We start from the raw sequence: 24,304 nt of genomic DNA, 5'->3' as shown, positions 1-24,304 counted from the left end.
GCACCAAGCGCACCGTCACAACTCAACATCGACAACTCAACATCGGCGGCTCTGCAGCCGCACCGGCACAGCCACAACTGAACAGCTCCATCAGTCCCATCAGCACAGTCACAACTGAACAGCACAGCTACGGATGAGAGATCAGAAGTCAACCGCCGTCGTGTGTGAGGAGGTTCAGAACATGTCCGGGCACCAAGGGCGCCTGGACGTACGCAGCAGGGCGTCGGCCGACCGGCCGGCGCCCGCTCGTTCTTCCTGGACCCGCCCCAGCGACACCAGTCGTACCGCCGACTGGTCGCCGAGCCACAGCGCCGCCAACTCGGAGACGTCCAGGGAGAGTTCCGCGCTGTCCCGAGTCGGCGTACAGGACGCGCCCTGCGGTGACGCCTCCAGCCGGTAGCGGCCGCCCGCATGACCGGCGCGGTCGGTGATCTCCAGCACCAGCGAGCCCGTACCCTCGTACGTCCGCGCCTCCAGGGCCCGTACGACGTCCAGGATCCGCACCCACAGCCAGTCCGCCTGCGAGACGACGCGGGCGGCCCTCGGGTCGGGGAGCAGGTCGGTGAGCAGGTCGTCCGGGGCGCGCTGGCCGGTCTTCACCTGCGTCACCCAGTCGATCGAGCAGAGGTGGTACCACAGGGCCCGCTCGGCGGCCGGGGTCGTCGCGATCAAGCCCCGTACGGTCGCCGTGTCCAGCGGCTGCCCCGCGTCGCCCCACTTGTCGTCCACCTCGTAGGCGACCAGACCCTCCAGCGTGCCGTCCGGCGCCCGGTACGCGGCGAAGAACGGCTCGGTCCACTTCGGGTCGACACGGACGGCGCCGGTGTGGAGCTGCCACCACCAGTCGCCGCGGCTGACGGCGCCGGGGGTGGCGCGGCGGAAGCGGTCGTGGAGTTCGGGGCCGATCTTCCGTACGTCGTCGCCGTCCACGAGGTCGACGCGGGCGCCGTCGGCCGGGCCGGACCAGCGGGCGTCGAGGCCGGTGCGGGGGACGTCGACGATCCACTCGGTGGAGGTAGTGGCGGGGCCGAAGCCGTAGCGGCCGTAGATCCGGTACTCCGCGGCGATGAGCGTCGCCACGACGTCGCCGCGCTCCTTGGCGGTCGCGAGGTCCTGGGTCATCATCCGGGTGAGCAGTCCGCGGCGGCGGTGGGTGGCGGTGACGGTGACGCCGGAGACGGCGTTGGCCTGCACGGAGGCGCCGCCGACCGCGGTGACCTCCTGGGCGAAGGACCGGAACGTCGCGACACAGCGGTCCCCGTCGAAGGCCCCGAGATAGCGACCGGCCTCGAACTGCCCGCGTCGGGCCTCGAGCTCGGCCTCCGAGGGGGTCGGCGGACGCAGGAAACCGGTGTTCACCGCCCGTATCCACTCGGGGTACTCCCCTTCGGTGACCGGACGGACGTCGATGTCAGCGGCTCGGCTCATGGGATCACGGTAGGCGGACGGTGGGGAGGGTGTCGCGGGGATTTCCCATGGCCTCGGGCGTGCCCAATGCGCTCAGAACACCGCCCGGATCTCCCCGACTTCCCGCCCGCCCCCCAGCACCGGCACTTTCCCGATCCGCTCCGCCACCGCCCCGTCCACTCCCATCAACCCCAACGCCCGCCCCAGCACCGGTCGCAAGGCCCGGGCTGCTCCGTCCTCGATCTTGAAGGCCAGGGCTCGGCCGTCGGGGAGGGCGAGCGCCTGGACCGCCTCCGCGCCCATCTTCGACAGGGCGCCCGGGAGATCGCGCATCAGCCAGGTGTCGTGGCGGTGGGTGCCGGCGACGTACTCGGGGTGGGCGCGCATGGCATCCGCGACGCGGCGTTCCGGGGCGGTGGGCGAGGACAGGACGAAAGCGCGGTAGGCGCGGGCCAGGCCGGTCAGGCTGAGCGAGAGAAGGGGGGCACCGCAGCCGTCCGTGCCGACGGTGGTGACCCGTTCGCCCGACGCCTCCTCCACCACGCCGTGGATGAGGTGCTGAAGGGGGTGGGAGGGGTCGAGGTACGTCTTCAGGGGCCAGCCGCGGTGGACCGACGCGGCCAGCATCGCCGTGTGCTTGCCGGAGCAGTTCATGGCGATCCGGGAGCGTACGGCGCCGGAGGCCAGGTAGGTCTCCCGCTCCTCCCCGTCCAGGGGGAGGTCGGGCGGGCACTGCAAGTCCGCTTCGGCCAGCCCGTGTTCGCGCAGCATCGCGGCGACCAACTCGCGGTGGAACGGCTCGCCCGAGTGACTGGCCGCCGCCAGCGCCAGCCGCTCCCCCGACAGCTCCAGGCCCGCGCGCAGGACGCCCGCCGCCTGCATCGGCTTGTTGGAGGAGCGCGGGAAGAGAGGGGACGTCACATCGCCCAGCGCGAGGTCCACCGCCCCGTCCGCCGCCAGGAGCACGAGGCTGCCGCGGTGCCTGCCCTCGACGAATCCGGAGCGTACGACCTCGGCGAGGACGGGCGGTATGAGAGGCGGGACGGCGGGCGGCACGACGGGCTCGGACATCGGCACTGGCCCTCCGGAGGCGTCACAGGAGCAGGTCGTCGACCTGCGCTTCCCCCTCACGGTACCGGCGCGCGATCTCCGCGCTGCAGTCGTCCGTGGTCCGCTGCAGCCGCTGCCGGCGCCGGGAGACCTGCTGCTCGTAGCGCACGAGCCGGCCCATCGCGGTGTTCAACTCCAGGTCCGTGCGCGCGACCAGGTCGGACAGCTCGACCTCGGCGAGCATGTCGGCGGCGAGACGGCGGTACTCCTCGTTGTGCGGCGTGCCCAGCGTGACGTGGCGGGCCGAGGAGCGGTGCCGGGCCGGGGCGTCGGTCAGGATCTCCGGAAGCCGGTCGACCACGGACGCCGCGCCCGCCGGTGACCTGCGCGCCAGTTCCGCGCGCAGGATGTCGATACGGCCCTGCAACAGCCGCCGTACGTAACTGAGATCGGCCTCGTCGCGCTGGGCGTCCCGGCGCAGGGTGCGCAGCTCCGCCAGGCTCAGCACGGCCAGCTCGTGCTCGGGCGGGTCGACGGACAGCTGCGGACCGCCCGTGCCGCCGCCCGTGCCGCCCCTGTCCCACGGGCTGTCGGTGCGTTGTGCGGGCGGACGGGCCACTGTCCGTTCTCCCGCGCACGAGACGGGCTGCTGCCCGGTGCTCGGTGTGCTCATGTGCCTCAACCGTCCCCTCGACCGGCGTGTGGGAAGCATCGTGCCACCCCAAGTGGCCGCTATGTGACCGAGTGCCCCCGAACTGCCCCAGATGGCCGGTTAAGCATCAGAAACAAACCCGCGCACGGTCCACTCCGGACCGCCCGGCATGATGGTCGTATGCGAGCTGTGGTGCAGAGGGTGGACGGCGCGAGCGTCGTCGTGGACGGTGAGACGGTCGGGGAGATCACCGGCGAGGGGCTGTGCGTCCTGGTCGGGGTCACGCACGAGGACACCAAGGAGAAGGCGGCCCAACTGGCCCGCAAACTCTGGTCGATCCGCATGCTCCAGGACGAGAGATCGTGCAGCGACATCGACGCCCCGCTGCTCGTCGTCAGCCAGTTCACCCTGTACGGCGACGCCAGGAAGGGCCGCCGCCCCACCTGGAACGCCGCCGCCCCCGGCGATGTCGCCGAGCCCCTCGTCGACGAGGTCGTCGCTCAGCTGCGCTCCCTGGGCGCGACGGTGGCCACGGGCCGCTTCGGGGCACGGATGCGGGTGTCCCTGACGAACGACGGCCCGTTCACCGTGCTGGTGGAGATCTAGTACCGGTAGAGATCCAGTACCGGTAGAGATCCAGGATTCGACTCTGCCGGGGCCCTACGGCTCGACCACCGTCTCCTGGGCCGCCGCCGTCTCCCCCGCCACCAGCCGGGCGTCCACCGGGACGTTCCGCTTCACCAGGGCCAGGGCGACCGGGCCCAGCTCGTGGTGGCGTACGGACGTCGTGATGAAGCCGATCTTGCGGCCGTCGGGGTCCTCTTCGGCGAGCCGGATCTCGGTGCCCGGGGTGGGCAGGTGGACCTCGCTGCCGTCCAGGTGCAGGAAGACCAGGCGGCGCGGGGGCTTGCCCAGGTTCTGGACCCGGGCGACCGTCTCCTGGCCGCGGTAGCAGCCCTTCTGGAGGTGGACCGCGGTGCCGATCCAGCCCAGCTCGTGCGGGATCGTGCGGTGGTCGGTCTCGAAGCCGAGGCGGGGCCGGTGCTGTTCGACGCGGAAGGCCTCGAGGGCGAGGATCCCGACGGGTGGACCGGCCTTCTCCGCGAAGGACTCCAGGTCGACGCGCGGCAGGAACAGGTCACGGCCGTACGGCGTCTCGCGTACGACGACCCCCTCCGGGACCTCCGCGATCGAACCGGCCGGCAGGTGGACGACCGCGAACTCCTCCGTCCGGTCGGCGACGTCGACCTTGTAGAAGAACTTCATCGACTCCAGGTACGCGATCAGTGCGTCCTGGGTGCCGGGTTCCACATGGGCCCAGACCGTCGAACCGTCGTCGACCAGGTAGAGCGCGTGCTCGATGTGGCCGTGGGCGGACAGGACGAGGGCTTCGGTGGCCTGGCCGGTCGGCAGCTCGCTCACGTGCTGGGTGAGGAGCAGGTGCAGCCAGCTCAGTCGGTCCTCGCCGGTGACGGTGATCACGCCGCGGTGCGAGAGGTCGACGAAGCCGGTGCCGTCGGCGAGGGCGCGCTGCTCACGGAACAGGTCGCCGTAGTGGGCGGCTACGCCTTCGTCCGGGCCCTCGGCGGGGACGGCGCCGGGCAGGGACAGCAGGGGGCTCTTCATGGGACAAGCCTACGACTCGGTAGTTGAACCCTTCAGGGAACAGTTCCGGCACCGGCCGAAGATCGCGAAGTGCTTCATGTCCGTCTCGAAGCCGAACTCCCGGCGCAGCTTCGCGGTGAACTCCGCGGCCACCGAGACGTCCGCCTCGATCACGTTCTCGCAGTCCCGGCAGACCAGGTGGATGTGGTGGTGGCGGTCGGCGAGGTGGTAGGTGGGCGCGCCGTGCCCGAGATGGGCGTGGCTGACCAGCCCGAGCTCCTCCAGGAGCTCCAGGGTCCGGTACACGGTGGAAATGTTGACCCCCGACGCCGTCTTCTTCACTTCCGTGAGGATGGCGTCGGGGGTCGCGTGCTCCAGGGTGTCCACTGCTTCGAGGACAAGCTGGCGCTGCGGCGTCAGCCGGTAGCCGCGCTGCCTGAGGTCGCTCTTCCAGTCGGTGCTCACCACACCGACGAGTCTAGAGCTACTTGAAGAACGCGATCCCGTCGTCCGGCAGGTCGTCCGGGAGGGCCTTGGCCCAGCGCTCGACGTCCTCGGGGGTGACGACCTTCTTCAGGTGGGCCGACATGTACGGGCGCAGCTCGATGTCCGGGGTCTGCTTCTCGCCGACCCACATCAGGTCGCTCTTGACGTAGCCGTACAGGCGCTTGCCGCCGCTGTAGGGGCGGGCGGCGGCCGTGCGGGCCACCGCGTCGGTGACCAGGTCGATCTGCGGCTTCTGGGCGGCGAGCTCGCCGTACCAGATCTCGATGACGCCGTCGTCGCGGGTCATCGTCACCTCGACCTTGCGCTCGGCGTCGACGCGCCAGAAGCCGGACTCCGACTCCAGCGGGCGGACCTTGTTCCCGTCGTTGTCCAGGACCCAGGTGTGGGACCGGTACTCCAGGAAGTCGCGGCCGTCGTGAGTGAAGCTGACCTCCTGCCCGAAGTTGCACTTCTCGTCGCCGGGGAAGTCGTGGACGCCCGCGCCCGCCCAGTCGCCGAGCAGGAAGGCGAGGGGGACGAGGTCCTTGTGGAGGTCGGACGGGATCTCGATCATGAGGTGGGGTTCCTAGACGGGGGTCAGCGCTGGCCCTGGTACAGCTTCTTCACGGTCAGGTAGGCGAAGCCCAGGACGCCGACGCAGACCAGGACCAGCAGGGCTTCGAAGAATGCCTCAAGCACGAGGTGCTCCTTGTTGAGCGGGTTGAGCGGGGTGGGTACACAAGAGCCGGACCCCAGCTTAGTCGGCCGGGGCCCGGCCCTCTTGGCCAGGTCCGCTCCTGCGGGCTCAGCCGAGCAGTTGGCCCTGCAAGGTGACCGTCTGCTGGAACGGGACGGCCTTCGCGCTGCCCTTCCTGGACTGCACGATCATCGCGACGGTGTCGCCGGCCGTGAGGAACGCCTGTCTGACCTGTTCGGCGCCGTACGGCTTCTTCTCTACGTACGCGAGCAGCGAGACGTTCGTGACCTTGGCCGCGTCCGGGAAGTCCGCGTCCTCCTCATAGCTGTCGGCGCCACCCACCGGGCGGGCGGGGGCCGCGTATCCGCCCAGGTTCTTCGCCACCATGTCGTCGGCGACGGTCGCCGTGTCGAACTGGAGCAGGTAGATCCGGGTGCGGGTGCCGTCCGGGGTGGTCCAGCCGCGCGCGGCGATGTGCCGCAGGCCGTCGTCGGTCAGCTTCTGCGCGAGTTCGTCCCGGTCGTCCTTGGACGAGAACTCGGCCAGGAAGCCCTTGGTGGCCAGCCATCCGTCCGTCCCGGCGAGCGCCTTGTCGTCGACGGCGCCCTTCGGCGCGGGCAACACGAGCGCACGCAGGTCCGCGAAGTGGGACTCCGCCTTGTTCTCCTCGGCGAACGGTCCCGGACTGCCCGCGGGCAGCGGCGGCCTGCTGAGCGTGGGATAGTCCCACCGCCCGTCCGACGCGGTCCCGAGTGCGGGCACGTCCGACCGCTTCATCCCGGCGATCCCGTACGCCGTCCCGGCCCCGACCACCGCGAAGACGACCACGGCGGCGGTCCAGCGGAGCGCGGCGCGGAGCCCTGGGCGACCCTTCCCGGCGGAGGCGGCCCGGGGATCCTGGTGGGCGGTGGGTGGGAGGAGCGGGGGCTCCGGGGTGACGGGGACGAGCCTCGGTGCCGTGTTCTCCTCCTGCTGCCGGCCGGTCATACCGCCTCCCCCGGGTCCTTGATGCGGTCGAGTTGTTCCTGGAGCAGGCGGCCGATGGCGTACGACTGCATCGGCTTCGCGGACTGCGCCGTGAGGGTGACCAGGACTTCCCCCCGGTAGGCGGAGCAGTAGATCGTGTCGAGTTCCTCGTCGGCCTCCTTCGGCGAGAGGAAGCACTTGGCGTCCCGGTAACCGTTGATCGACGGGCCGGGCCGGAAGACTCCCAGGCCTTCGAGGAATTGGTTCTGGAAGCGGGACGCGCGCCGTACCGCCGACCTGTCCTCGATCTGGGCCAGCACGATGCTCACCGTCGACGCCTTGTCCGTGTAGATGGACGCCTGCTCTTCGGTGCTGACGTAGCTGCGCATGGCCAAGCCCTTGGTGTGCTGCTTGTCGATGGCCTTCTCCAGCGGCTCGCGCTCCTTGCGCGGCAGCCCCTTCAACGACTCCTTGCGCAGTTCCGCCGCCTGCGCCCCGGTGAAGGCCGCGTCATGGCCGTACTCCCCGATGTCGGGCCCCTGGCTCCAGCCGTCCGGGCCGTAGGGCACGAGCGCCGCGGCGAGCCCGGTGGCCCTGGCCGTGCCCCCTGCCCGCTCCGCCGACGCCTTCGGGAAGTTCCACACGGCGTCGCCCGCGTCCCGGTCCGCGCCGTACACGGTCACGACGGTGTACCCGATCCCGCCGACCACGGCCAGGCCGAGCAGCACGGCTGCCGCGATCGCGGCGATACGGCGCCTGCGTACCGGCTTCCCGACGACTGCGGGGCCTGACTCCTGTGAGCCGTCGACGAGTTCGGGGACGAGGACGTCCGTCTCCGGCTCCGTGCCCGGCTCCGGTTCCCCGCGCTCGGTGTGGTTCTCGGTGCTCACAACCGCTCCATCTGCCGCGTGGCCAGGTCCATGATCTTCTTCTTCGGGACGGGCTTGGCGGAGGAGACCCAGACCTGCATCTCGATGTCACCGCGCCAGGCATGCGCCTCGCCGTTGTAGACGTCCGTGTAACCGGCCTTGCGCTCCGGCGAGTTGTGGACGTACGCCATCCCGTCACCCGTGCCCGGGATGGGCCAGCTGTCGGTGTGGGGCTTCTTCCCGGCCCAGTAGTAGGCGTCGCCCGCGTCGTCGGCGGCAACGAGTTCATCGTCCTGGCGGAACTGCACGAGCCGGATCTCGACGAACAGCGAGCTGCCCTCCCGCCAGTTGACGACGGCGGCCCGGCGGAACCCGCCGGCGACGAGGTCACCGAAGGCACTGGCCGGCTTGTCGTACGTCTCCGCGTACCCGGCCAGGTCCAGCCACCCGTCCGCACCGATGGCGTAGCCCGCGTCCCGCGCCCCGACCGGCTTCCTCAGCAGCAGCTTGCGCAGGTCGCCGTCCGTCCTGATCCTGCGGTCCTGGGCGGCGGACAGCGGCTCGGGACCGTCGCCCTTCGCCTGTGGGAACGCGGCCTGCGAGAGCGAGGGCAACGCGTCGGGGGCGCGGTTCGCCTGGACGAGGTAACCCGTGCAGGTACCGGCGACGACACCGAGCACGGCGGCGACGGCGATCAGGACCGTGGTACGGCCACGGCGGCGAGCCACCCCGGACCCGGGCCCGGACACGGACCCGGACCCGGACCCGGACCCGGACCCGGCCGCGGAAACTTCTTCTGGTTCTTGCGGTACCTGCAAGACATCCCCCACCGAAACATGACGTGCGCATTCCATATGTGCGCGCACAGGAGACCGATGGCCGGCGCAGTGAGTTGCAGGGAAGTTGATTACGATTCGGTCATGGCGAAGAAGCTCGTGATCAAGGTGACGGCGGGGGCCGACGCGCCCGAGCGGTGCTCGCAGGCGTTCACGGTGGCGGCGGTGGCCGTGGCCAGCGGTGTCGACGTCTCACTGTGGCTGACCGGGGAGTCCGCGTGGTTCGCGCTGCCGGGGCGGGCCGCCGAGTTCGAGCTGCCGCACGCCGCCCCGCTGCCCGACCTCCTCGACTCGGTCCTCGCCGCGGGCCGCGTCACCCTGTGCACCCAGTGCGCGGCCCGCCGGGACATCACCGAGAAGGACGTCCTGGAGGGCGTACGGATCGCGGGCGCCCAGGTCTTCGTACAGGAGGCGCTGGGGGACGAGACGCAGGCGCTGGTGTACTGACCGACCGGAACACCGGCACCGGCTACGAGCGCGGGCGCTTCTTGCCGTCGAGTTCGTCCCACCACTCGTCGGACTGGGGGTCGCCGGAGGGGTCGTCCCACCAGCGGTCCTCTGGGCCCCGCCGGTTGGCGACCATGGCGGCGACCGGCGGGATGACCATCGCCACGACGCACATGGCGACGGCCGCCGGAATCGACCAGATGCGTACGACTCCCCAGGCCAGGACGAACAGCGTGACGCAGGTGCCCATCATGGCGAAATACACGTGACGGCGGCGGGCCAGCATGGTTCCAGGGTAGGGCCCCGGCACCGGTCGGACACGAGACGCCGAGGCGGACAAGGCCCAGATCACCACAGGCTCAGCGCCGAAGGCCGCCGGACCGAGTCCGGCGCAGCGCTCCAAAGCCACCGGGCATGCCGAAGGGCCGCAGTCCGGGCGGGCGCCCGGGGTGCGGCCCTTGGCTTGCGGGGTGTCGGTCAGACGGCGATCGCGACCTCGGCGAGGCCGCCCTGCTGCGCGACGACCGTGCGGTCGGCGGTGGCGCCGGGGACCAGGGCGCGGACGGTCCAGGTGCCCTCGGCCGCGTAGAAGCGGAACTGGCCGGTCGCGGAGGTCGGGACCTCCGCGGTGAACTCGCCGGTCGAGTCCAGCAGGCGGACGTAGCCCACCACCGGCTCGCCGTCGCGGGTCACCTGGCCCTGGATCGTCGTCTCACCGGGCTTGATCGTCGAGGCGTCGGGGCCGCCGGCCTTCGCTCCACACATGTCTTTCTCCAAGAGGGGTCTGACCGGAGGAAGGCCGGTCGGGGAACTGCGGGTCTGTTCGCTTGCTGCGGCGCGGACTTACTCGCCGCAGCGGACTTACTTGCCGGAGCCGAGCTCGATCGGGACGCCGACGAGGCTGCCGTACTCGGTCCAGGAGCCGTCGTAGTTCTTGACGTTCTGCACGCCGAGCAGCTCGTGCAGGACGAACCAGGTCAGCGCGGAGCGCTCACCGATGCGGCAGTAGGCGATGGTGTCCTTGGCGAGGTCCACGTTCTCCTCGGCGTAGAGCTCCTTGAGCTCGTCGTCCGACTTGAAGGTGCCGTCGTCGTTGGCGTTCTTCGACCACGGGATGTTCTTCGCGGACGGGACGTGACCGGGGCGCTGGGACTGCTCCTGCGGCAGGTGGGCCGGGGCGAGCAGCTTGCCGGAGAACTCGTCGGGCGAGCGCACGTCGACCAGGTTGTGCGAACCGATCGCGGCGACGACGTCGTCACGGAAGGCGCGGATCGCGGTGTTCTGCGGCTTGGCCTTGTAGTCGGTCGCCGGGCGCTGCGGGACCTCCTCGACCAGCTCGCGGGCGTCCAGCTCCCACTTCTTGCGGCCGCCGTCGAGAAGCTTGACGTTGTCGTGGCCGTAGAGCTTGAAGTACCAGTAGGCGTAGGACGCGAACCAGTTGTTGTTTCCGCCGTAGAGGATCACCAGCGTGTCGTTGGCGATGCCCTTCGCCGACAGGAGCTTCTCGAAGCCCTCCTGGTCGATGAAGTCGCGGCGGACCGGGTCCTGCAGGTCCTTGGTCCAGTCGATGCGGATCGCGTTCTTGATGTGGTTCTTCTCGTAGGCGGACGTGTCCTCGTCCACCTCCACGATCGCGATGTTCGGGTCGTCGAGGTTGGCCTCGACCCAGTCGGCGTCGACCAGGACGTCGCTGCGGCTCATGCTCTTTCTCCTCCGGGGCAGTTGCGGCGGGGCATACGAGTCTGCGGGGTGCACACGCCCGTACGGGGGCGACGCACCGGTGCCCTGAGCAGGGCGAGGGAATGCGGAGGTCTGCGCCTTCCGCTCAGAAGGGGCGACAGAGCATGGCGGCGACGCGGCACAGGTCTACTGCCCGCCGCTTCGTGAGATCCGCCTGTCCCCGCGACCGGAGGACGCTCGTCTGACACTGCATGGGTTCGATCGTAGGGACGGACAGGCGGGCGTGTCACCGCCGTGTCGTATCGTGAGATGCGATCGTCCGGGATGTGGGATGCGATCAGCCTCCGAGCCGCCGTGGCACGGCTCGCGGCCGGATGTATCGGTCATCACAGCTACCGTACGGACGCCCGCGTCTCGCTCTTCGGACACTCCCCGTCCATCACCGAACGGTCCGGTCCTACCCCGCGAGCTTGACGTTCGAACCCTTCACCGTGATCTCCACACCGTTCTTCGCGGCCTGCACACCGTCCACCTTCACACCGCCCGGCAGCCGGTCGATGGTCTGCTGGAAGTCGGTGATCGAGCGGATCCGGGCGTCGGCGAGGTCGACGACCAGCTTGGGCAGGTTGTCGGCGTGCACCTTGACCGTGTCTCCGTCGACGGTGACGGTGCTGAGCACGGGGTACGTCTGCGAGGCGCCGGCGGCCGTGACCTTGACGTCGACCTTGATCTTGCCGCTGCCGCCGTCGGAGAGGCCCACGACCTGGGCGTTGACGCCGGGGATGATCTGCGTCGGCTGGGACTTCGCGGCCTTCAGCAGCTCGTCGTAGGCGATGGTGGCGGTGCCGGTCGCGGTGGACGCGGTCGCGGAGCTGTAGTCGCCGGTGAAGGTGACACCCTTCATGTCGGCCTGGAGGTCGTCGATGCGGATGCTCTTCGGGGCGCCGGCGGTGGTGTTGCCCGTGTCGGCCTCGTAGTCCTTGATGCCGATGCGTACGTCGTCCAGCTTGCCGGAGGCGACCTGGGTGAGGAAGGGGAAGCCCTTGATGGACACGTCCGGGGTGGAGGCGAGGTTCTCGGTGGCCTTCACCTTGTCGGCGGCCTCGTTCTCCGCGAAGTGCACCGCGACGCGGTCGGCGATCACGAAGAGGCCGCCCAGGATCACGACGACGATCAGAAGTATTCGCAGGGCGCGCATTCCGTACTTCCCCCACCTGGCCGACAACGTTGGTCTACGACGGACTAGTGACCGCCGTTTCGGAGCGTAACCCTGCGGGACTTGGGCCAGGGGGATTGTTGATCACCTGTGACAGGGGGCGGGCGGGGTTGTGGGCGCCGTCCACTGGGGGCTGCCGCCCCCAGACCCCCCGCGTCGGCCCTGAACGGGCTTCGTCCTCAAACGCCGGACTGGCTGGTCGCGCGGACCGGCACCGAAGGGGCACCGCGCCCGACTACCCCAGCGCTCGGCCCAGTACGTACACGGCCGGGGCCGCTGCTGTCAGGGGCAGGGCCACTCCAGCTGTGAAGTGGACGAATTTCGACGGGTAGTCGTAGCTCGCGACGCGGTGGCCGATGAGGGCGCAGAGGGACGCGGCGGCACCCAGGAGGGCCCCCTTCGTACCGAAGCCCGTCATGCCGCCGACCGCGATGCCCGCCCCCGCCGCCGCGAGCAGCGCGACCACCAGCGAGGCCGGGGTGGGCAGCGGGAGGGCGCGGGCCAGGAGCGCCACCGCCACCGCCGCCGCGCCCACGGACACCGCGTCCGTGTCGGCCGCGAGGTAACCGGCCGCGAGGATCGACAGCGCCGCCGAGGCGACCGTGGCCATCAGGCCGTACATCCGCTCGTCCGGGTCGGCGTGCGAGCGCAGTTGCAGGACCAGGGAGAGCAGGACCCAGACGCCGAGCGTGCCGAGGATGGCCGCCGGTCCGTGCTCGCGGCCCGCCGCCAGCAGGGCGGCGTCGGCCACCAGCGCGCCCAGGAAGGCCAGCGCGATGCCCTGGCGGGCGGGCCACATGCCGTTCAGGCGGAACCAGCCCGCCGCGGTGACCGCCTGGAGGACGACGAGCGGGAGGAGAAGGGCGTACGAGCCGATGGCCGCCGTACTCGAGAGGAGCAGCCCGAGCAGCGCCGTGAGGGCGGCCGGCTGCATCCCGGGCTCGATGATCGGCGAACGCCCCTCCAGCCGGGCTCGCTGGGCATCGGTGATGCGTGCGTTGCCGGAGAGGGTGGCGGGGCCGTAACCGGGGTCGGCGCCGGGGGCGCCTGCCGGGTGGGCGGGGGCGTGGGCCGCGGGCGCGCCGGCCATCTGTGCGGCGGCCTGCGCCTGGTACCCGCCGGGATCGGCCTGAGCAGCGCCGGGGTGGGCGGCGGACGCGGCATGGCCGCCCTGCGCCGCGTAACCCTCGTAGCCCTGCCCCTCGTGCGCCTGCTGGTGCCACTGCTGCGGGGGCTGGGGTGCCTGGTGCTGCGGGTAGTGCGCCTGCTGCTGCCACTCCGGCGCCCCGTGCTGCTGCGACGCCTCACCCCGCTCCGCCGGCGGGTAGGGCGCCGCCCCCGGTGTCTGCACCGGTGCGTGGACCTGGGTCTCCCAGGTCTGGCCCTGCCACTGCTGGGTGTGCTGCTGGGCGGCGTACGGGTCGTCGTAGCCCTGGTACGGCTGCTGGGCCGGCCACTCCTCCCGCGGCTGCTGCTGGTACGGGTCGTACGGCTGGTCGGTCATCGTCACCCTCCTGCGAACGGCGGGAGCACCTCGACCGTGCCGCCGTCGGCCAGCCGTACCGTCTCATGTCCGCGGGTGCCCACGGGGTCACCGTCGATGAGGAAGGAGCATCGCTGCAGCACGCGCTCCAGTTCCCCCGGGTGTCGCGCGCGCACGGCGTCGAGCGCCTCGGCGAGGGTGTCCGCGTCGTACGGCTCCTCGGCGAGCCCGGCCGCGGCCTTCGCGGCGGCCCAGTAGCGCACCGTGACCTTTGGCATCCGTTCCTCAATCAATCGGCGGTGTACAGCGTCAGGCTAGCCCGCCCGGCGCTCGGTCCAGTCCCCGATGCGGGTCAGGAGGTCGTCGGAGGCGGCATGTTCGGCGTGGCCCATACCGCCCTCGATCCACAGTTCGGCATGGTCACCGGCGGCGGCCGCGAGCATGCGGGGGTGGTCGACCGGGAAGTAGCCGTCCTGGTCGCCGTGCACGATGAGGAGCGGGGTCGGCGCGATGTCCGGCACCGCCTGGACGGGAGACAGCGGGACCGGGTCCCAGTCGCGGTTGATGATCCGGGTGCGGAAGCCGTAGCGGCCCACCAGCCTGCCCTCGGGGCGGGTGACGAGCCAGTGGAGTTTGCGCATGGGGGCCGTGCCCCGGTAGTACCAGCGGGCCGGCGCGCTCACCGAGACGACCGCGTCCGTATGCGCGTTCCCACCCGCTTCCGGCCGGTACAGCGCCGCGTGCCGCAGCACCACCGAACCGCCCATGGAGAAGCCGACGGTCGCCACGCGCGCGTGTCCGAGTTCCCGGGCCCAGCGCACCGCGGCCGCCAGGTCGAGCACCTCCTTGTCGCCGACGGTCGAGCGCCCGCCGGAGGCCCCGTGGCCGCGGAAGGAGAAGGAGACCACCGCCCCGTACCGCGCGAACGCCTCCACCACCCGGCGCACATGCGGCTTGTCGACGTCGCCCGTGAAGCCGTGGGCCATCACGAACGCGAGATCAACGGCAGATGGCGCGGAGACGTCGTATACGGCGGCCGGCGGATCGTATACGGAATCGATCGTGACACCGTCGTCCGTGGTCAGAAACGTCCGCATAGGGGTGTGTCTGATCGTCTCGGTATGCGGACGAACCACGGAACGTGCCACATGACCTGCCGGAGTGATGCTCATGTGGGCTATTCTGCTGGGCAGAGGACTCGGGCAGCGACGCCCCCGGGTCCTTTTGTGCTTTCGGAAGCGTTGTATACGAAGCGGGAAACTCCAGGTGACCGCCGGTGTACGGGGCCTTCGGGATCGCAGAGCAGGTGACGTACCGCACACGTCCTCGCAGGGACCGAGGAGGAACCAGACGTATGAGTTCTCTGCTGCTCCTGACCAACGCCCTCCAGCCGTCGACGGAGGTGCTTCCGGCCCTCGGCCTGCTGTTGCACAACGTCCGCGTGGCACCGGCGGAAGGCCCCGCTCTCGTCGACACCCCCGGTGCCGACGTCATCCTCATCGACGGACGCCGTGACCTCCCGCAGGTCCGCAGCCTGTGCCAGCTGCTGCGCTCGACCGGCCCCGGCTGTCCGCTCATCCTGGTCGTCACCGAGGGCGGTCTCGCCGCCGTCACCGCCGACTGGGGCATCGACGACGTCCTGCTCGACACCGCCGGCCCGGCGGAGGTCGAGGCCCGGCTGCGGCTGGCCATGGGGCGCCAGCAGATCGTCAACGACGACTCCCCGATGGAGATCCGCAACGGCGATCTGTCGGTGGACGAGGCGACCTACAGCGCCAAGCTGAAGGGGCGGGTCCTCGACCTCACCTTCAAGGAGTTCGAGCTCCTGAAGTACCTCGCCCAGCACCCGGGCCGCGTCTTCACGCGCGCGCAGCTGCTGCAGGAGGTCTGGGGCTACGACTACTTCGGCGGCACCCGGACGGTCGACGTGCACGTACGGCGGCTGCGGGCCAAGCTCGGCCCCGAGCACGAGTCGCTCATCGGGACCGTCCGCAACGTCGGTTATCGATTCGTTACTCCCGAGAAGGGCGACCGGGTCTCCGACGAAGCCAAGGCCAAGGCAGAACGGGCAAAGGCGGAGGATGCGGACGAGACGGCGGCACTCGGCGCGGCCGAGGTGTCGGCGGACGCGTAGCGGGCGCCTGGGCTGGGCATTGCTTCCGCACACGAGGTGCGTGCGGAAGCTCCCGCACGCCCTGCCCGCAGCGGGTATATCCGCGTAGACTCCGCGCGTGGCCAAGGTGACTAGGGATGATGTGGCGCGACTGGCGGGGACTTCGACCGCCGTCGTCAGCTATGTCATCAACAACGGACCCCGGCCGGTCGCCCCGGCCACGCGCGAGCGTGTCCTCGCCGCGATCAAGGAGCTGGGGTACCGCCCCGACCGCGTCGCCCAGGCGATGGCGTCCCGGCGCACGGATCTCATAGGCCTGATCATCCCGGACGCCCGCCAGCCCTTCTTCGGGGAGATGGCGCACGCGGTCGAGCAGGCCGCCTCCGAGCGCGGGAAGATGGTGCTCGTCGGCAACACCGACTACGTGGCCGAGCGAGAGGTCCACTATCTGCGGGCCTTCCTCGGGATGCGGGTCTCCGGGCTCATCCTGGTCAGCCACGCCCTCAACGACCTGGCCGCCGCCGAGATAGAGGCCTGGGACGCCCGGGTCGTGCTGCTGCACGAGCGGCCCGAGGCCATCGACGACGTCGCCGTCGTCACCGACGACCTCGGCGGAGCCCACCTCGCCGTGCGGCATCTGCTGGAACACGGGTACGAGTACGTCGCCTGTATGGGCGGTACCGCCGAGACACCCGCCGTCGGCGACCCCGTCTCCGACCACGTCGAGGGCTGGCGGCGCGCCATGGATGAGGCCGGGAAGCCGACCGAGGGGCGGCTGTTCGAGGCGCCGTACAACCGCTACGACGCCTACCGGATAGCGCTGGAACTCCTCGCCGGGCCCCAGCGGCCGCCCGCGATCTTCTGCTCAACCGACGACCAGGCCATCGGCACCCTGCGGGCCGCGCGCGAGCTGCGCATCGACGTGCCGGGCGAGCTGGCGGTGGCCGGCTTCGACGACATCAAGGAGGCGGCGCTCGCCGACCCGCCGCTGACGACGGTCGCCTCCGACCGCAGCGCGATGGCGCGAGCCGCGGTGGACCTCGTACTCGACGACGGGCTGCGGGTGGCCGGGTCCCGGCGGGAGCGGCTGAAGACGTTCCCCTCGCGTCTGGTGGCCCGGAAATCCTGTGGGTGCGAGTGATCCGCGCCGTATGAGAAGCGGCTGAGAGAACTCTCCCGGCTGCGAGTACAGCCTTTATATCGGGCATACGAGGTTCTGTCGGGCTTCTCAGCGGGCACTCAGGAAGCTCTCATGGTCACGGGCCAAGCTTTTTGACATGACCGAGAGCTTCCGCCGCGACGGCGAGTACGAGCAGTACGAGAACCCTTACCAGGGCGCCCAGCAGCACTCCTCCTCCCCCGTGAACCCGGAGTGGCCGCCCCCGCCGGCGCACCGGCCCGCACAGCCGCCGCAGGCGGAGCCGGTCACCGTCCAGCCGGGCACCACCGTCTGGCCGGGTCAGACCCAGTCCATGGCCGGCGGAGAGGGTGGCGGGAACGGGGGCGGTACGGCGGTGCTGCCCACCGTTCCCGCCGAGCCGGCCCCCGGCGCCGCACCGGCCGCCGGGAAGCGCCCCCGGGGGCCCATCGCCCTGCTGGCCGCCGTGGCGATCGTCGCCGCGGCCATAGGCGGCGGCACCGCGTACGGCATACAGGAGCTGACCGGCAGCGACACCGCCGCCGGCAGCTCCACCACCACCAGCGTGGTCCCCTCCAGCAAGCAGGGCGACGTCGCCTCCATCGCCGCGGCCGTCAGCCCGAGCGTGGTCGAGGTCGGCGCGACGCTGAGCAACGGCACCTCCACCGGCTCCGGTGTGATCATCACCAGCGACGGCGAGATCGTCACCAACAACCACGTCATCTCCGGCGCACAGTCGATCAAGGTGACGGCCAGCGACGGGAAGTCGTACACCGCGAAGGTCGTCGGCACCGACAGCAAGAAGGACCTCGCGCTGATCAAGCTGGAGGGCGCCTCCGGCCTGCACCCGGCCACCCTCGGCAACTCCTCCGGCGTCCAGGTCGGTGACACGGTCGTGGCGATCGGCTCCCCCGAGGGCCTGAGCGGCACCGTCACCAGCGGCATCGTCTCCGCGCTCAACCGTGACGTGACCGTCTCCACCGACGAGAACCAGCAGCAGGGCCAGGGCGGCGACGGCCGGTGGCCGTTCTCCTTCGGCGGCCAGCAGTTCAACGGCGACACCGGCTCCTCCACCACGACCTACAAGGCGATCCAGACCGACGCCTCCCTCAACCCCGGCAACTCCGGCGGCGCGCTGATCAACGCCAGCGGCGACATCATCGGCATCAACTCCGCGATGTACTCCGCCAGTTCGGCCTCCTCCGGCTCCTCGGACGCCGGCAGCATCGGCCTCGGCTTCGCCATCCCGATCAACACCGTCAAGGCCGACCTGGCGCACCTGCGGGCCGGCGGCTCCAACTGACCCCTCACCTCTCCAGCAGGGAGTACGTCATGATCCAGCAGGTTTCCCACACCGTGGCCGGCACCGATCCGGCCGGTCTCGCCCTGGCCCTCGAGGTGGCGTACGAACTGCACGCACCGGCCACGCGGGCAGCGGAAGTCGTCGTGGCACCCCAGCTGATGGGGCTGCACACCACCGCGGCCCGTGCGCACCGCCGCAAGGTGCCGCTGAACCGGATCGCGGCGATGAGCGCCTGATCGCGCACCGCGCCGCACTCTCTACGCGCCCGCAGGGAAACATGCGAGGCTGAAGGCGTTCAGCACCCTCAGCGTCCTTGTCGCCCCACCGCACCCGAGGAACCCGAAGCCCATGAGCCCCGCCGATGGCGACCGTGACCCCCAGCGCATCCTGATCGTCGACGACGAGCCGGCCGTGCGCGAAGCACTCCAGCGCAGCCTCGCCTTCGAGGGCTACGAGACGGAGGTCGCCGTGGATGGCGCGGACGCCCTGGACAAGGCCACCGCCTACCGTCCCGACCTGGTCGTCCTCGACATCCAGATGCCGCGCATGGACGGTCTGACCGCGGCCCGGCGGATCCGCGGCGCGGGCGACACGACGCCGATCCTCATGCTCACCGCACGCGACACGGTCGGCGACCGGGTCACCGGGCTCGACGCGGGCGCCGACGACTACCTGGTCAAGCCGTTCGAACTCGACGAACTCTTCGCCCGCGTCCGCGCGCTGCTGCGGCGCAGCTCCTACGCCGCGGCCAGTGCGGCCGCCCAGGAGGACGAGGCGCTGACCTTCGCCGACCTGCGGATGGATCTGGCGACGCGGGAGGTGACGCGGGGCGGGCGGCCGGTGGAGCTGACGCGCACCGAGTTCACCCTCCTGGAGATGTTCATGGCCCACCCGAGGCAGGTGCTGACCCGCGAGCAGATCCTCAAGGCGGTCTGGGGCTTCGATTTCGAGCCGTCGTCCAACTCGCTGGACGTGTACGTCATGTATCTGCGCCGCAAGACCGAGGCGGGCGGCGAGCCGCGCCTCGTGCACACGGTGCGCGGCGTCGGCTACGTGCTCCGACAGGGCGGCGCGGAGTGAGAAGGGTTCTCCGCCGCTTCCAGACCCTGCCGATCCGCTCCCGCCTGGCGATGCTGGTCGCGGCGGCGGTGGCGTTCGCGGTGGCGGCGGTCTCGGTGACGTGCTGGTTCCTGGTGCAGGGGAAGCTGTATGAGCAGGTGGACAACGACCTGCAGAAGGGCATGCGGGGGCCGCAGATCCAGAAGGCACAGGCGGCTTTGAACAACTGTTCCAAGACCGCGCAGGGGGGCAACGGGTTCTTCGGGAACACCTACTCCCAAGTTGTGACGGACCAGGGCAAGATCTGCGTGACCGAGGACTCCACGGGCGTCATCAAGGTCACCCAGGCCGACAAGAAACAGATCAAGAACGCGGATCTCCGGCAGGCCTACTTCCGTAACGGCACCGACGAAAAAGGCGCTGATGTGCGGGTGATGACCGTGCCTCTGGGCGCCACCACCACCGTGACCGGAGACGCCGGACCCTACGTGGGACTCGTGGTCGCCGTCCCCCTCAAGAACACCGAGAAGACCCTCAACGACCTGGCCCTCATCCTTCTCCTCGTCTCCGGCGTCGGAGTGCTCGGGGCCGGGGCCGCCGGGCTCGCGGTGGCCCGGGCCGGGCTGCGGCCCGTCGACAAGCTGACCGAGGCCGTCGAGCACGTGGCCCGTACCGAGGACCTCGGCATCCGCATCCCCGTGGAGGACGACGCCGAGGACGAGATCGCCCGTCTGTCCCGGTCCTTCAACTCCATGACCTCCTCGCTGGCCAGCTCGCGCGAGCTGCAGCAGCAGCTCATCGCCGACGCCGGTCATGAACTGCGCACGCCCCTGACCTCGCTCCGGACGAACATCGAACTCCTCACCCGCAGCGAGGAGACCGGCCGCCCCATCCCCCCGGCCGACCGCAAGGCCCTGCTCTCCTCCGTGACGGCACAGATGACCGAGCTGGCCTCGCTCATCGGCGACCTGCAGGAGCTGGCGCGTTCGGAGGGACAGCGGGGCGAGCGCGTCCAGGTCGTGTCGCTGCGGGACACCGTCGAGGCGGCCCTGCGCCGGGTGCGGCTGCGCGGGCCCGAGCTGACGATCACCGCCGACCTCCAGCCCTGGTACGTCCGCGCGGAGCCGTCCGCCCTGGAGCGGGCGATCGTCAACATCCTCGACAACGCCGTGAAGTTCAGCCCCGAGGGCGGCACGATCGACGTCCAGCTGGACCACGGCGTCCTCACCGTCCGCGACCACGGCCCCGGCATCCCCGGCGAGGAACTCCCGTACGTGTTCGACCGCTTCTGGCGCTCCCCCAGCGCCCGCGCACTCCCCGGTTCCGGCCTCGGCCTGTCCATCGTCGCCCGCACGGTCGAGCAGGCGGGCGGCGAGGTCAGGCTGACCCACGCGGACGGCGGGGGCACGGTGGCGACCGTACGCCTCCCGGGCGCCCCGACGCCTCCCCCCGAAGTGCCGTAGCCGAAGACGGACCAGGAAGTGGCCGACTGGCTCGCGGGCTGGCCGCCAACCCCGTCCTGACGTGCACACTTGGTGGACGTACCATCGCCCGCAGAGGCTTCGGGGAGGGACGGGCGATGGACGCGATCGGGGGCGGCGCATTCGAGCGGGAGTACCGCAGGCGGCGAAGACTGCCCTGGCAGTTCATCGGTACGGCGGGCTTCCTGTCTGTGTTCGGCCTCCAGGAGGCCCTCCCGAACGATCCGTCCACCCGAGCCCGATGGGCACCCTGGGTGTTCGTACTGGCGGCGGTGACGGCTCTCGCGCGGGTCTTCCTGGAGCAGCTCCGGGCCCACACCCGCGTCACCGACGCCGGGATCACCGCGCAGGGGACGCTGCGCTCGCGCACCTGGGCCTGGCCTGAGGTGTACGACATCCGGGTCGAGCACGACCCGCGGGGCAAGGGCCGGTCCGCTCCCCAATGGGTCACCTACCTCTACGACTTCGAGGGCCGTCGTTTCCTGCTTCCACATCTGGACGACCTGCAGCTGGACGACCCGTACGCCGAGGTCTCCGCGCTGTGCCTGGCCGCCGCCCCGCACCGCAGCCTCAGTTGGGAACGGCAGCCGCGGGTCGAGGACCTGATCCGGCACCGGGCCGCCCGGCGCAAGGGGTGGACCTGGGGGTTCAACGGAGCGCTGCTCGTCCTGGTCGCGATGTTCGTGTTCACCGTCTGGCAGGCCGGCACGGGCAGGCCGGAGCACGACTTCCTGGAGCTGGTGTGCGTACCCCTGGGCGCCTTGGTCACGCTCGGCGCCCTGTTCTCCTGGTACTGGACCCACCGCACCCCGCCCGCTACCACCTGAGGATCACCGTCTCGTTTGAAAGGGCCCGGTACCGATGGCACCGGGCTCCTTTGCGAGGTCAGCCTGTCACTGCACGATCGAGATCCGGTTCGCCACCGGCGGCGCGATCGGGTTCGCCGGCGAGGAGTTCGCCGTCAGGTACTTCTCCAGGGCCGCCAGATCGTCCGTGCCGACCAGGTCGTTCGTGCCCTGGCCCAGCGTGGTGAAGCCGTCGCCGCCGCCCGCGAGGAAGCTGTTGGTGGCGATCCGGTAGGTGGCGGCCGGGTCGATGGCGGCGCCGTTGACCTTGATGGACTCCGTGACGACACGGTCCGCGCCGGTCTTCGTCAGGTCGAGGGTGTACGCCAGGTTCGCCGAGGGCTGCAGGATCTTCGGGGCGGCGGTGTTCGTGCCGCTCACCTGCTCCTTGAGCACCTGGATCAGCTGCGCCCCCGTGAAGTCCTGCAGGTTCACCGTGTTGGAGAACGGCTGCACCGTGAAGCCCTCGGCGTAGGTCACCACGCCGTCGCCCTCACTGCCCTTCGCCGCGTAGGTCAGCCCGGCGCGCACCCCGCCCGGGTTCATCAGCGCGAGGTCGGTCCCCGGATCCAGCTCCCTGCCGTACGCGAGTTGCGCGTCCGCGATCAGGTCGCCCATCGGCGACTCCGTCCCCGTGTTCGGCACGTCGGCGGAGATGTAGCCGATCGCGCGGTTGCCGATGGGGGCGGCCAGCGTGTTCCACCTGGCGATCAGCTCGGTCATGTCCGGAGCCTTGGGCACGGTCCGGGTGACCACGTGGTTCGCCGACTTCACCGACGTACGGGCGATGTCCCCGGTGAAGCGGTCGTACGTCAGCGTGGTGTCCGTGTAGAGGCGGCCGAAGGACGCTGCCGAGGTGACCATGCGGGGCTTGCCCGAGGGGTCCGGGATGGTGCAGACGTACGCGTTGTGGGTGTGCCCGGTGACCAGGGCGTCCACCGCCGGCGTGATGTTCTTGGCGATGTCGACGATCGGGCCGGAGATGCCGCTGCCCGCGCCCGCGGAGTCGCAGTCGTAGTTGTACGCCCCCGAGGCCGGGAAGCCGCCCTCGTGGATGAGGGCGACGATCGACTTCACGCCCTGCGCCTGCAGCACGCGCGCGTACTTGTTGATCGTCTCGACCTCGTCCTTGAACTTCAGCCCCTTGACGCCGTCGGCGGAGACGATCCCGGGGGTGCCCTCCAGGGTCACCCCGATGAAGCCGATCTTGACGTCCTTCTTCTTCCACACCCAGTAGGGCTTGAGGATCGGCTTGTTCGTCTTCTCGTCGAGGACGTTGGCGGCGAGGTAGGGGAAGTCCGCGCCCTTGAACCGCTGGTCCGTGTAGCAGCCGTCGGTGGGGTGGCAGCCGCCGTTCTGCAGCCGGGCCAGTTCCCTGGCGCCCTCGTCGAACTCGTGGTTGCCGACCGAAGTGACGTCCAGGTCGAGCTTGTTGAGTGCCTCGATGGTGGGCTCGTCGTGGAAGAGGCCCGAGATCAGCGGGGAGGCGCCGACCATGTCGCCGCCGGCCGCGGTGACGGAGTACGGGTGGCCCTTGCGGGCCTCTCGCAGATGGGTCGCGAGGTACTCGACACCGCCCGCGTCGATGGTCTTCGTCGTGCCGTCCGCCTGGAGTTCGCTCACCCGGCCCGAAGAGCCGGACGGCGGCTCCAGGTTGCCGTGCAGGTCGTTGAAGGAGAGCAGTTGGACGTCCTGGTAGCGGCTCGGCAGCCGGCCGTGGCCCTTGGACTCGTGCGCCTCGGCCGGCAGCGCGGCGGCGAGGGCGCCCGCGGTGGCGAGAGCGGCGGCCGCGGCCAGCAGACGGTATGTGCGTCTGCGGCCCCGGTACGGCTGGGAAGTGGCTGGCATGCGCCCCCCTGTGGGTCTGCTGCGGATGGCCCGTCCGGCGCAGCCTAGGGTCAACGCGCGTAGCGCGACAGGGGGCTCTTGGTTACATCCTGGTTTCCCTTTGCCCTCTCCTTGTCCTCCGCTTTGCCTTGACGTCCCCCTCGTCCCGTGCCCCCACTTTGCGCCGCCCGCCCCTTACCCTCGTACGCATGACCAGCGACGACACCGCACGCGCGGGCCGGGCCCGCTCCATCGAGACCCACCCCGCGCTCACCCCCGCGCAGATCGAGTCCGTGCTCGCCCTGCTGGCGGAGGCCGCGCGGTACGACGGCCAGCAGGCGGTGTCCGAACAGGGCCGGCTGCAACTGCGTGGCGGCGAACGGGAGGGCGTCTCCCATCTGCTGCTCAGCTCCGGGGACGAACTCGTCGGCTACGCCCAGCTGGAGGACACCGACCCGGTGGAGGCGCCGGCCGCCGAGCTGGTCGTGCACCCCGCGCACCGGGGCCAGGGCCACGGACGGGCCCTCGGTGCGGCGTTGCTGGCCGCGTCCGGCAAGCGGCTGCGGGTGTGGGCCCACGGCGGGCACTCGGCTGCCCGGCATCTCGCGCAGGTCCTCGGGCTGACCCTGTTCCGCGAACTGCGGCAGATGCGGCGGCCGTTGACCGACCTGAACCTGCCCGAGCCGGTGCTGCCGCCGGACGTGACCGTCCGTACCTTCGTGCCCGGGCAGGACGACTCGGCGTGGCTCGCGGTGAACGCCGCCGCCTTCGCCCACCACCCCGAGCAGGGCTCGCTGACCCAGCGCGACCTCGACGACCGCAAGGCCGAGCCGTGGTTCGACCCGGCGGGTTTCTTCCTCGCCTTCCGCGGCGACGAACTCGTCGGCTTCCACTGGACGAAGGTCCATGCGACGGAGGGCCTCGGCGAGGTGTACGTGCTGGGGGTGCGGCCCGGTGCGCAGGGCGGCGGGCTGGGCAAGGCGCTGACCACGATCGGCCTGCGGCACCTGGCGGCGCAGGAGTTGCCGACCGCGATGCTGTACGTGGACGGCGACAACAAGGCGGCGGTCTCGGTCTACGAGCGGCTGGGCTTCACGACGTACGAGACGGATCTGATGTACCGCACGGAGACGTGATGCCTCCG

General features: G+C 70.6%; 28 protein-coding genes. 10 read left to right on the top strand and 18 right to left on the bottom strand.

What is annotated here, in order from left to right; all coding sequences use genetic code 11:
- Positions 1 to 174: 174 nt before the first annotated feature.
- The 3 genes from ABZ453_RS20080 to ABZ453_RS20070 form a co-directional block, all read right to left on the bottom strand.
- On the bottom strand, positions 175 to 1,428 hold the full coding sequence (locus ABZ453_RS20080) for a GNAT family N-acetyltransferase (protein WP_359016281.1): 1,254 nt from the start codon (positions 1,426 to 1,428) through the stop codon (positions 175 to 177).
- Between the two features lie 72 nt (positions 1,429 to 1,500).
- Positions 1,501 to 2,478, bottom strand: a complete 978-nt coding sequence (locus ABZ453_RS20075) for an asparaginase (RefSeq protein ID WP_359016280.1) — start codon at positions 2,476 to 2,478, stop codon at positions 1,501 to 1,503.
- Between the two features lie 22 nt (positions 2,479 to 2,500).
- Complete coding sequence (locus ABZ453_RS20070) at positions 2,501 to 3,130, bottom strand: aerial mycelium formation protein (protein ID WP_359016279.1); 630 nt, start codon at positions 3,128 to 3,130, stop codon at positions 2,501 to 2,503.
- A 159-nt stretch (positions 3,131 to 3,289) separates the two neighbouring features.
- On the opposite strand from ABZ453_RS20070, the gene dtd reads away from it, so the two are divergent.
- Positions 3,290 to 3,715 carry a D-aminoacyl-tRNA deacylase gene (gene dtd / locus ABZ453_RS20065; protein ID WP_359016278.1) on the top strand — a complete coding sequence of 142 codons (426 nt, stop codon included), beginning with the start codon at positions 3,290 to 3,292 and terminating at the stop codon, positions 3,713 to 3,715.
- Positions 3,716 to 3,769: 54 nt separating this feature from the next.
- On the opposite strand, the gene ABZ453_RS20060 is transcribed toward dtd, so the two are convergent.
- The 6 genes from ABZ453_RS20060 to ABZ453_RS20035 form a co-directional block, all read right to left on the bottom strand.
- Entirely contained in the window at positions 3,770 to 4,735 is a 966-nt protein-coding gene (locus tag ABZ453_RS20060; RefSeq protein ID WP_359016277.1) for a folate-binding protein, read from the bottom strand.
- Between the two features lie 9 nt (positions 4,736 to 4,744).
- Positions 4,745 to 5,182, bottom strand: coding sequence for a transcriptional repressor (locus ABZ453_RS20055; RefSeq protein ID WP_133045736.1), 438 nt, complete (start codon positions 5,180 to 5,182; stop codon positions 4,745 to 4,747).
- Between the two features lie 16 nt (positions 5,183 to 5,198).
- Positions 5,199 to 5,774, bottom strand: a complete 576-nt coding sequence (locus ABZ453_RS20050; RefSeq protein WP_359016276.1) for an FABP family protein — start codon at positions 5,772 to 5,774, stop codon at positions 5,199 to 5,201.
- Between the two features lie 231 nt (positions 5,775 to 6,005).
- A complete protein-coding gene (locus tag ABZ453_RS20045) occupies positions 6,006 to 6,884 on the bottom strand; it encodes a hypothetical protein (RefSeq protein WP_359016275.1) in 879 nt (292 codons plus the stop codon).
- Complete coding sequence (locus tag ABZ453_RS20040; RefSeq protein ID WP_359016274.1) at positions 6,881 to 7,753, bottom strand: hypothetical protein; 873 nt, start codon at positions 7,751 to 7,753, stop codon at positions 6,881 to 6,883. The genes ABZ453_RS20045 and ABZ453_RS20040 overlap by 4 nt, the downstream gene beginning before the upstream one ends.
- On the bottom strand, positions 7,750 to 8,481 hold the full coding sequence (locus tag ABZ453_RS20035) for a hypothetical protein (protein ID WP_359016273.1): 732 nt from the start codon (positions 8,479 to 8,481) through the stop codon (positions 7,750 to 7,752). The genes ABZ453_RS20040 and ABZ453_RS20035 overlap by 4 nt, the downstream gene beginning before the upstream one ends.
- 171 nt (positions 8,482 to 8,652) lie before the next feature.
- Here ABZ453_RS20035 and ABZ453_RS20030 point away from each other — a divergent pair, with 171 nt between their 5' ends.
- Positions 8,653 to 9,015 (top strand): DsrE family protein, encoded by a 363-nt coding sequence (locus tag ABZ453_RS20030; protein ID WP_133045740.1) that lies wholly within the window; start codon positions 8,653 to 8,655, stop codon positions 9,013 to 9,015.
- Positions 9,016 to 9,037: 22 nt separating this feature from the next.
- Here ABZ453_RS20030 and ABZ453_RS20025 read toward each other — a convergent pair whose 3' ends face one another.
- The 8 genes from ABZ453_RS20025 to ABZ453_RS19990 form a co-directional block, all read right to left on the bottom strand.
- Positions 9,038 to 9,301: a DUF3099 domain-containing protein gene (locus ABZ453_RS20025; RefSeq protein ID WP_359016272.1), complete on the bottom strand. Its 264-nt coding sequence runs from the start codon at positions 9,299 to 9,301 to the stop codon at positions 9,038 to 9,040.
- Positions 9,302 to 9,492: 191 nt separating this feature from the next.
- Complete coding sequence (locus tag ABZ453_RS20020; RefSeq protein WP_020122955.1) at positions 9,493 to 9,780, bottom strand: DUF1416 domain-containing protein; 288 nt, start codon at positions 9,778 to 9,780, stop codon at positions 9,493 to 9,495.
- Positions 9,781 to 9,876: 96 nt separating this feature from the next.
- Complete coding sequence (locus ABZ453_RS20015) at positions 9,877 to 10,716, bottom strand: sulfurtransferase (protein WP_359016271.1); 840 nt, start codon at positions 10,714 to 10,716, stop codon at positions 9,877 to 9,879.
- Positions 10,717 to 10,840: 124 nt separating this feature from the next.
- Positions 10,841 to 10,948, bottom strand: a complete 108-nt coding sequence (locus ABZ453_RS20010) for an Ms5788A family Cys-rich leader peptide (protein WP_351714517.1) — start codon at positions 10,946 to 10,948, stop codon at positions 10,841 to 10,843.
- A gap of 204 nt (positions 10,949 to 11,152) precedes the next feature.
- Positions 11,153 to 11,893, bottom strand: a complete 741-nt coding sequence (locus ABZ453_RS20005) for a DUF2993 domain-containing protein (RefSeq protein ID WP_359016270.1) — start codon at positions 11,891 to 11,893, stop codon at positions 11,153 to 11,155.
- Between the two features lie 253 nt (positions 11,894 to 12,146).
- Positions 12,147 to 13,415, bottom strand: a complete 1,269-nt coding sequence (locus ABZ453_RS20000) for a hypothetical protein (RefSeq protein WP_359016269.1) — start codon at positions 13,413 to 13,415, stop codon at positions 12,147 to 12,149.
- Positions 13,416 to 13,417: 2 nt separating this feature from the next.
- Entirely contained in the window at positions 13,418 to 13,672 is a 255-nt protein-coding gene (locus ABZ453_RS19995; RefSeq protein WP_359016268.1) for a MoaD/ThiS family protein, read from the bottom strand.
- A gap of 36 nt (positions 13,673 to 13,708) precedes the next feature.
- Complete coding sequence (locus tag ABZ453_RS19990; protein WP_359016267.1) at positions 13,709 to 14,566, bottom strand: alpha/beta fold hydrolase; 858 nt, start codon at positions 14,564 to 14,566, stop codon at positions 13,709 to 13,711.
- 182 nt (positions 14,567 to 14,748) lie between these two features.
- Here ABZ453_RS19990 and ABZ453_RS19985 point away from each other — a divergent pair, with 182 nt between their 5' ends.
- From ABZ453_RS19985 to ABZ453_RS19955, 7 genes are all read left to right on the top strand, one after another.
- Positions 14,749 to 15,528 (top strand): response regulator transcription factor, encoded by a 780-nt coding sequence (locus tag ABZ453_RS19985; protein ID WP_359016266.1) that lies wholly within the window; start codon positions 14,749 to 14,751, stop codon positions 15,526 to 15,528.
- Between the two features lie 97 nt (positions 15,529 to 15,625).
- Complete coding sequence (locus ABZ453_RS19980) at positions 15,626 to 16,648, top strand: LacI family DNA-binding transcriptional regulator (RefSeq protein WP_359016265.1); 1,023 nt, start codon at positions 15,626 to 15,628, stop codon at positions 16,646 to 16,648.
- A 136-nt stretch (positions 16,649 to 16,784) separates the two neighbouring features.
- On the top strand, positions 16,785 to 17,948 hold the full coding sequence (locus ABZ453_RS19975; RefSeq protein WP_359016264.1) for a trypsin-like peptidase domain-containing protein: 1,164 nt from the start codon (positions 16,785 to 16,787) through the stop codon (positions 17,946 to 17,948).
- A 29-nt stretch (positions 17,949 to 17,977) separates the two neighbouring features.
- Positions 17,978 to 18,184, top strand: coding sequence for a hypothetical protein (locus tag ABZ453_RS19970; protein WP_359016263.1), 207 nt, complete (start codon positions 17,978 to 17,980; stop codon positions 18,182 to 18,184).
- 112 nt (positions 18,185 to 18,296) lie between these two features.
- Positions 18,297 to 19,028 carry a response regulator transcription factor gene (locus tag ABZ453_RS19965; protein WP_208783210.1) on the top strand — a complete coding sequence of 244 codons (732 nt, stop codon included), beginning with the start codon at positions 18,297 to 18,299 and terminating at the stop codon, positions 19,026 to 19,028.
- Positions 19,025 to 20,470: a HAMP domain-containing sensor histidine kinase gene (locus tag ABZ453_RS19960; protein WP_359016262.1), complete on the top strand. Its 1,446-nt coding sequence runs from the start codon at positions 19,025 to 19,027 to the stop codon at positions 20,468 to 20,470. Before ABZ453_RS19965 ends, ABZ453_RS19960 begins: the two co-directional genes overlap by 4 nt.
- A 116-nt stretch (positions 20,471 to 20,586) precedes the next feature.
- Entirely contained in the window at positions 20,587 to 21,315 is a 729-nt protein-coding gene (locus ABZ453_RS19955; protein WP_359016261.1) for a PH domain-containing protein, read from the top strand.
- 66 nt (positions 21,316 to 21,381) lie between these two features.
- Here the strand turns inward: ABZ453_RS19955 and ABZ453_RS19950 are convergent, their stop codons facing one another.
- Positions 21,382 to 23,181, bottom strand: a complete 1,800-nt coding sequence (locus ABZ453_RS19950; protein ID WP_359016260.1) for a bifunctional metallophosphatase/5'-nucleotidase — start codon at positions 23,179 to 23,181, stop codon at positions 21,382 to 21,384.
- Positions 23,182 to 23,369: 188 nt separating this feature from the next.
- Between ABZ453_RS19950 and mshD the strand changes: the two genes are divergently transcribed.
- Positions 23,370 to 24,296 (top strand): mycothiol synthase, encoded by a 927-nt coding sequence (gene mshD, locus ABZ453_RS19945; protein ID WP_359016259.1) that lies wholly within the window; start codon positions 23,370 to 23,372, stop codon positions 24,294 to 24,296.
- Positions 24,297 to 24,304: the final 8 nt, after the last annotated feature.

The organism is Streptomyces sp. NPDC005799, assembly GCF_040630525.1.
Lineage (GTDB): Bacteria > Actinomycetota > Actinomycetes > Streptomycetales > Streptomycetaceae > Streptomyces > Streptomyces griseorubiginosus_B.
The sequence above is the reverse complement of the archived record's forward strand: the minus strand, read 5'-3'. Positions and strand labels throughout refer to the sequence as shown.

Coding starts and splice junctions, on each gene's coding strand:
- ABZ453_RS20080 (WP_359016281.1), bottom strand. CDS start 1,428: ATGAGCCGAGCCGCTGACATCGACGTCCGTCCGGTCACCGAAGGGGAG.
- ABZ453_RS20070 (WP_359016279.1), bottom strand. CDS start 3,130: ATGAGCACACCGAGCACCGGGCAGCAGCCCGTCTCGTGCGCGGGAGAA.
- ABZ453_RS20000 (WP_359016269.1), bottom strand. CDS start 13,415: ATGACCGACCAGCCGTACGACCCGTACCAGCAGCAGCCGCGGGAGGAG.
- ABZ453_RS19965 (WP_208783210.1), top strand. CDS start 18,297: ATGAGCCCCGCCGATGGCGACCGTGACCCCCAGCGCATCCTGATCGTC.
- ABZ453_RS19950 (WP_359016260.1), bottom strand. CDS start 23,181: ATGCCAGCCACTTCCCAGCCGTACCGGGGCCGCAGACGCACATACCGT.
- ABZ453_RS20020 (WP_020122955.1), bottom strand. CDS start 9,780: ATGTGTGGAGCGAAGGCCGGCGGCCCCGACGCCTCGACGATCAAGCCC.
- ABZ453_RS20060 (WP_359016277.1), bottom strand. CDS start 4,735: ATGAAGAGCCCCCTGCTGTCCCTGCCCGGCGCCGTCCCCGCCGAGGGC.
- ABZ453_RS19985 (WP_359016266.1), top strand. CDS start 14,749: ATGAGTTCTCTGCTGCTCCTGACCAACGCCCTCCAGCCGTCGACGGAG.
- ABZ453_RS20025 (WP_359016272.1), bottom strand. CDS start 9,301: ATGCTGGCCCGCCGCCGTCACGTGTATTTCGCCATGATGGGCACCTGC.
- ABZ453_RS20015 (WP_359016271.1), bottom strand. CDS start 10,716: ATGAGCCGCAGCGACGTCCTGGTCGACGCCGACTGGGTCGAGGCCAAC.
- ABZ453_RS19975 (WP_359016264.1), top strand. CDS start 16,785: ATGACCGAGAGCTTCCGCCGCGACGGCGAGTACGAGCAGTACGAGAAC.
- ABZ453_RS20045 (WP_359016275.1), bottom strand. CDS start 6,884: ATGACCGGCCGGCAGCAGGAGGAGAACACGGCACCGAGGCTCGTCCCC.
- ABZ453_RS19990 (WP_359016267.1), bottom strand. CDS start 14,566: ATGAGCATCACTCCGGCAGGTCATGTGGCACGTTCCGTGGTTCGTCCG.
- mshD (WP_359016259.1), top strand. CDS start 23,370: ATGACCAGCGACGACACCGCACGCGCGGGCCGGGCCCGCTCCATCGAG.
- ABZ453_RS20050 (WP_359016276.1), bottom strand. CDS start 5,774: ATGATCGAGATCCCGTCCGACCTCCACAAGGACCTCGTCCCCCTCGCC.
- ABZ453_RS20075 (WP_359016280.1), bottom strand. CDS start 2,478: ATGTCCGAGCCCGTCGTGCCGCCCGCCGTCCCGCCTCTCATACCGCCC.
- dtd (WP_359016278.1), top strand. CDS start 3,290: ATGCGAGCTGTGGTGCAGAGGGTGGACGGCGCGAGCGTCGTCGTGGAC.
- ABZ453_RS19955 (WP_359016261.1), top strand. CDS start 20,587: ATGGACGCGATCGGGGGCGGCGCATTCGAGCGGGAGTACCGCAGGCGG.
- ABZ453_RS19995 (WP_359016268.1), bottom strand. CDS start 13,672: ATGCCAAAGGTCACGGTGCGCTACTGGGCCGCCGCGAAGGCCGCGGCC.
- ABZ453_RS20030 (WP_133045740.1), top strand. CDS start 8,653: ATGGCGAAGAAGCTCGTGATCAAGGTGACGGCGGGGGCCGACGCGCCC.
- ABZ453_RS20010 (WP_351714517.1), bottom strand. CDS start 10,948: ATGCAGTGTCAGACGAGCGTCCTCCGGTCGCGGGGACAGGCGGATCTC.
- ABZ453_RS20005 (WP_359016270.1), bottom strand. CDS start 11,893: ATGCGCGCCCTGCGAATACTTCTGATCGTCGTCGTGATCCTGGGCGGC.
- ABZ453_RS19970 (WP_359016263.1), top strand. CDS start 17,978: ATGATCCAGCAGGTTTCCCACACCGTGGCCGGCACCGATCCGGCCGGT.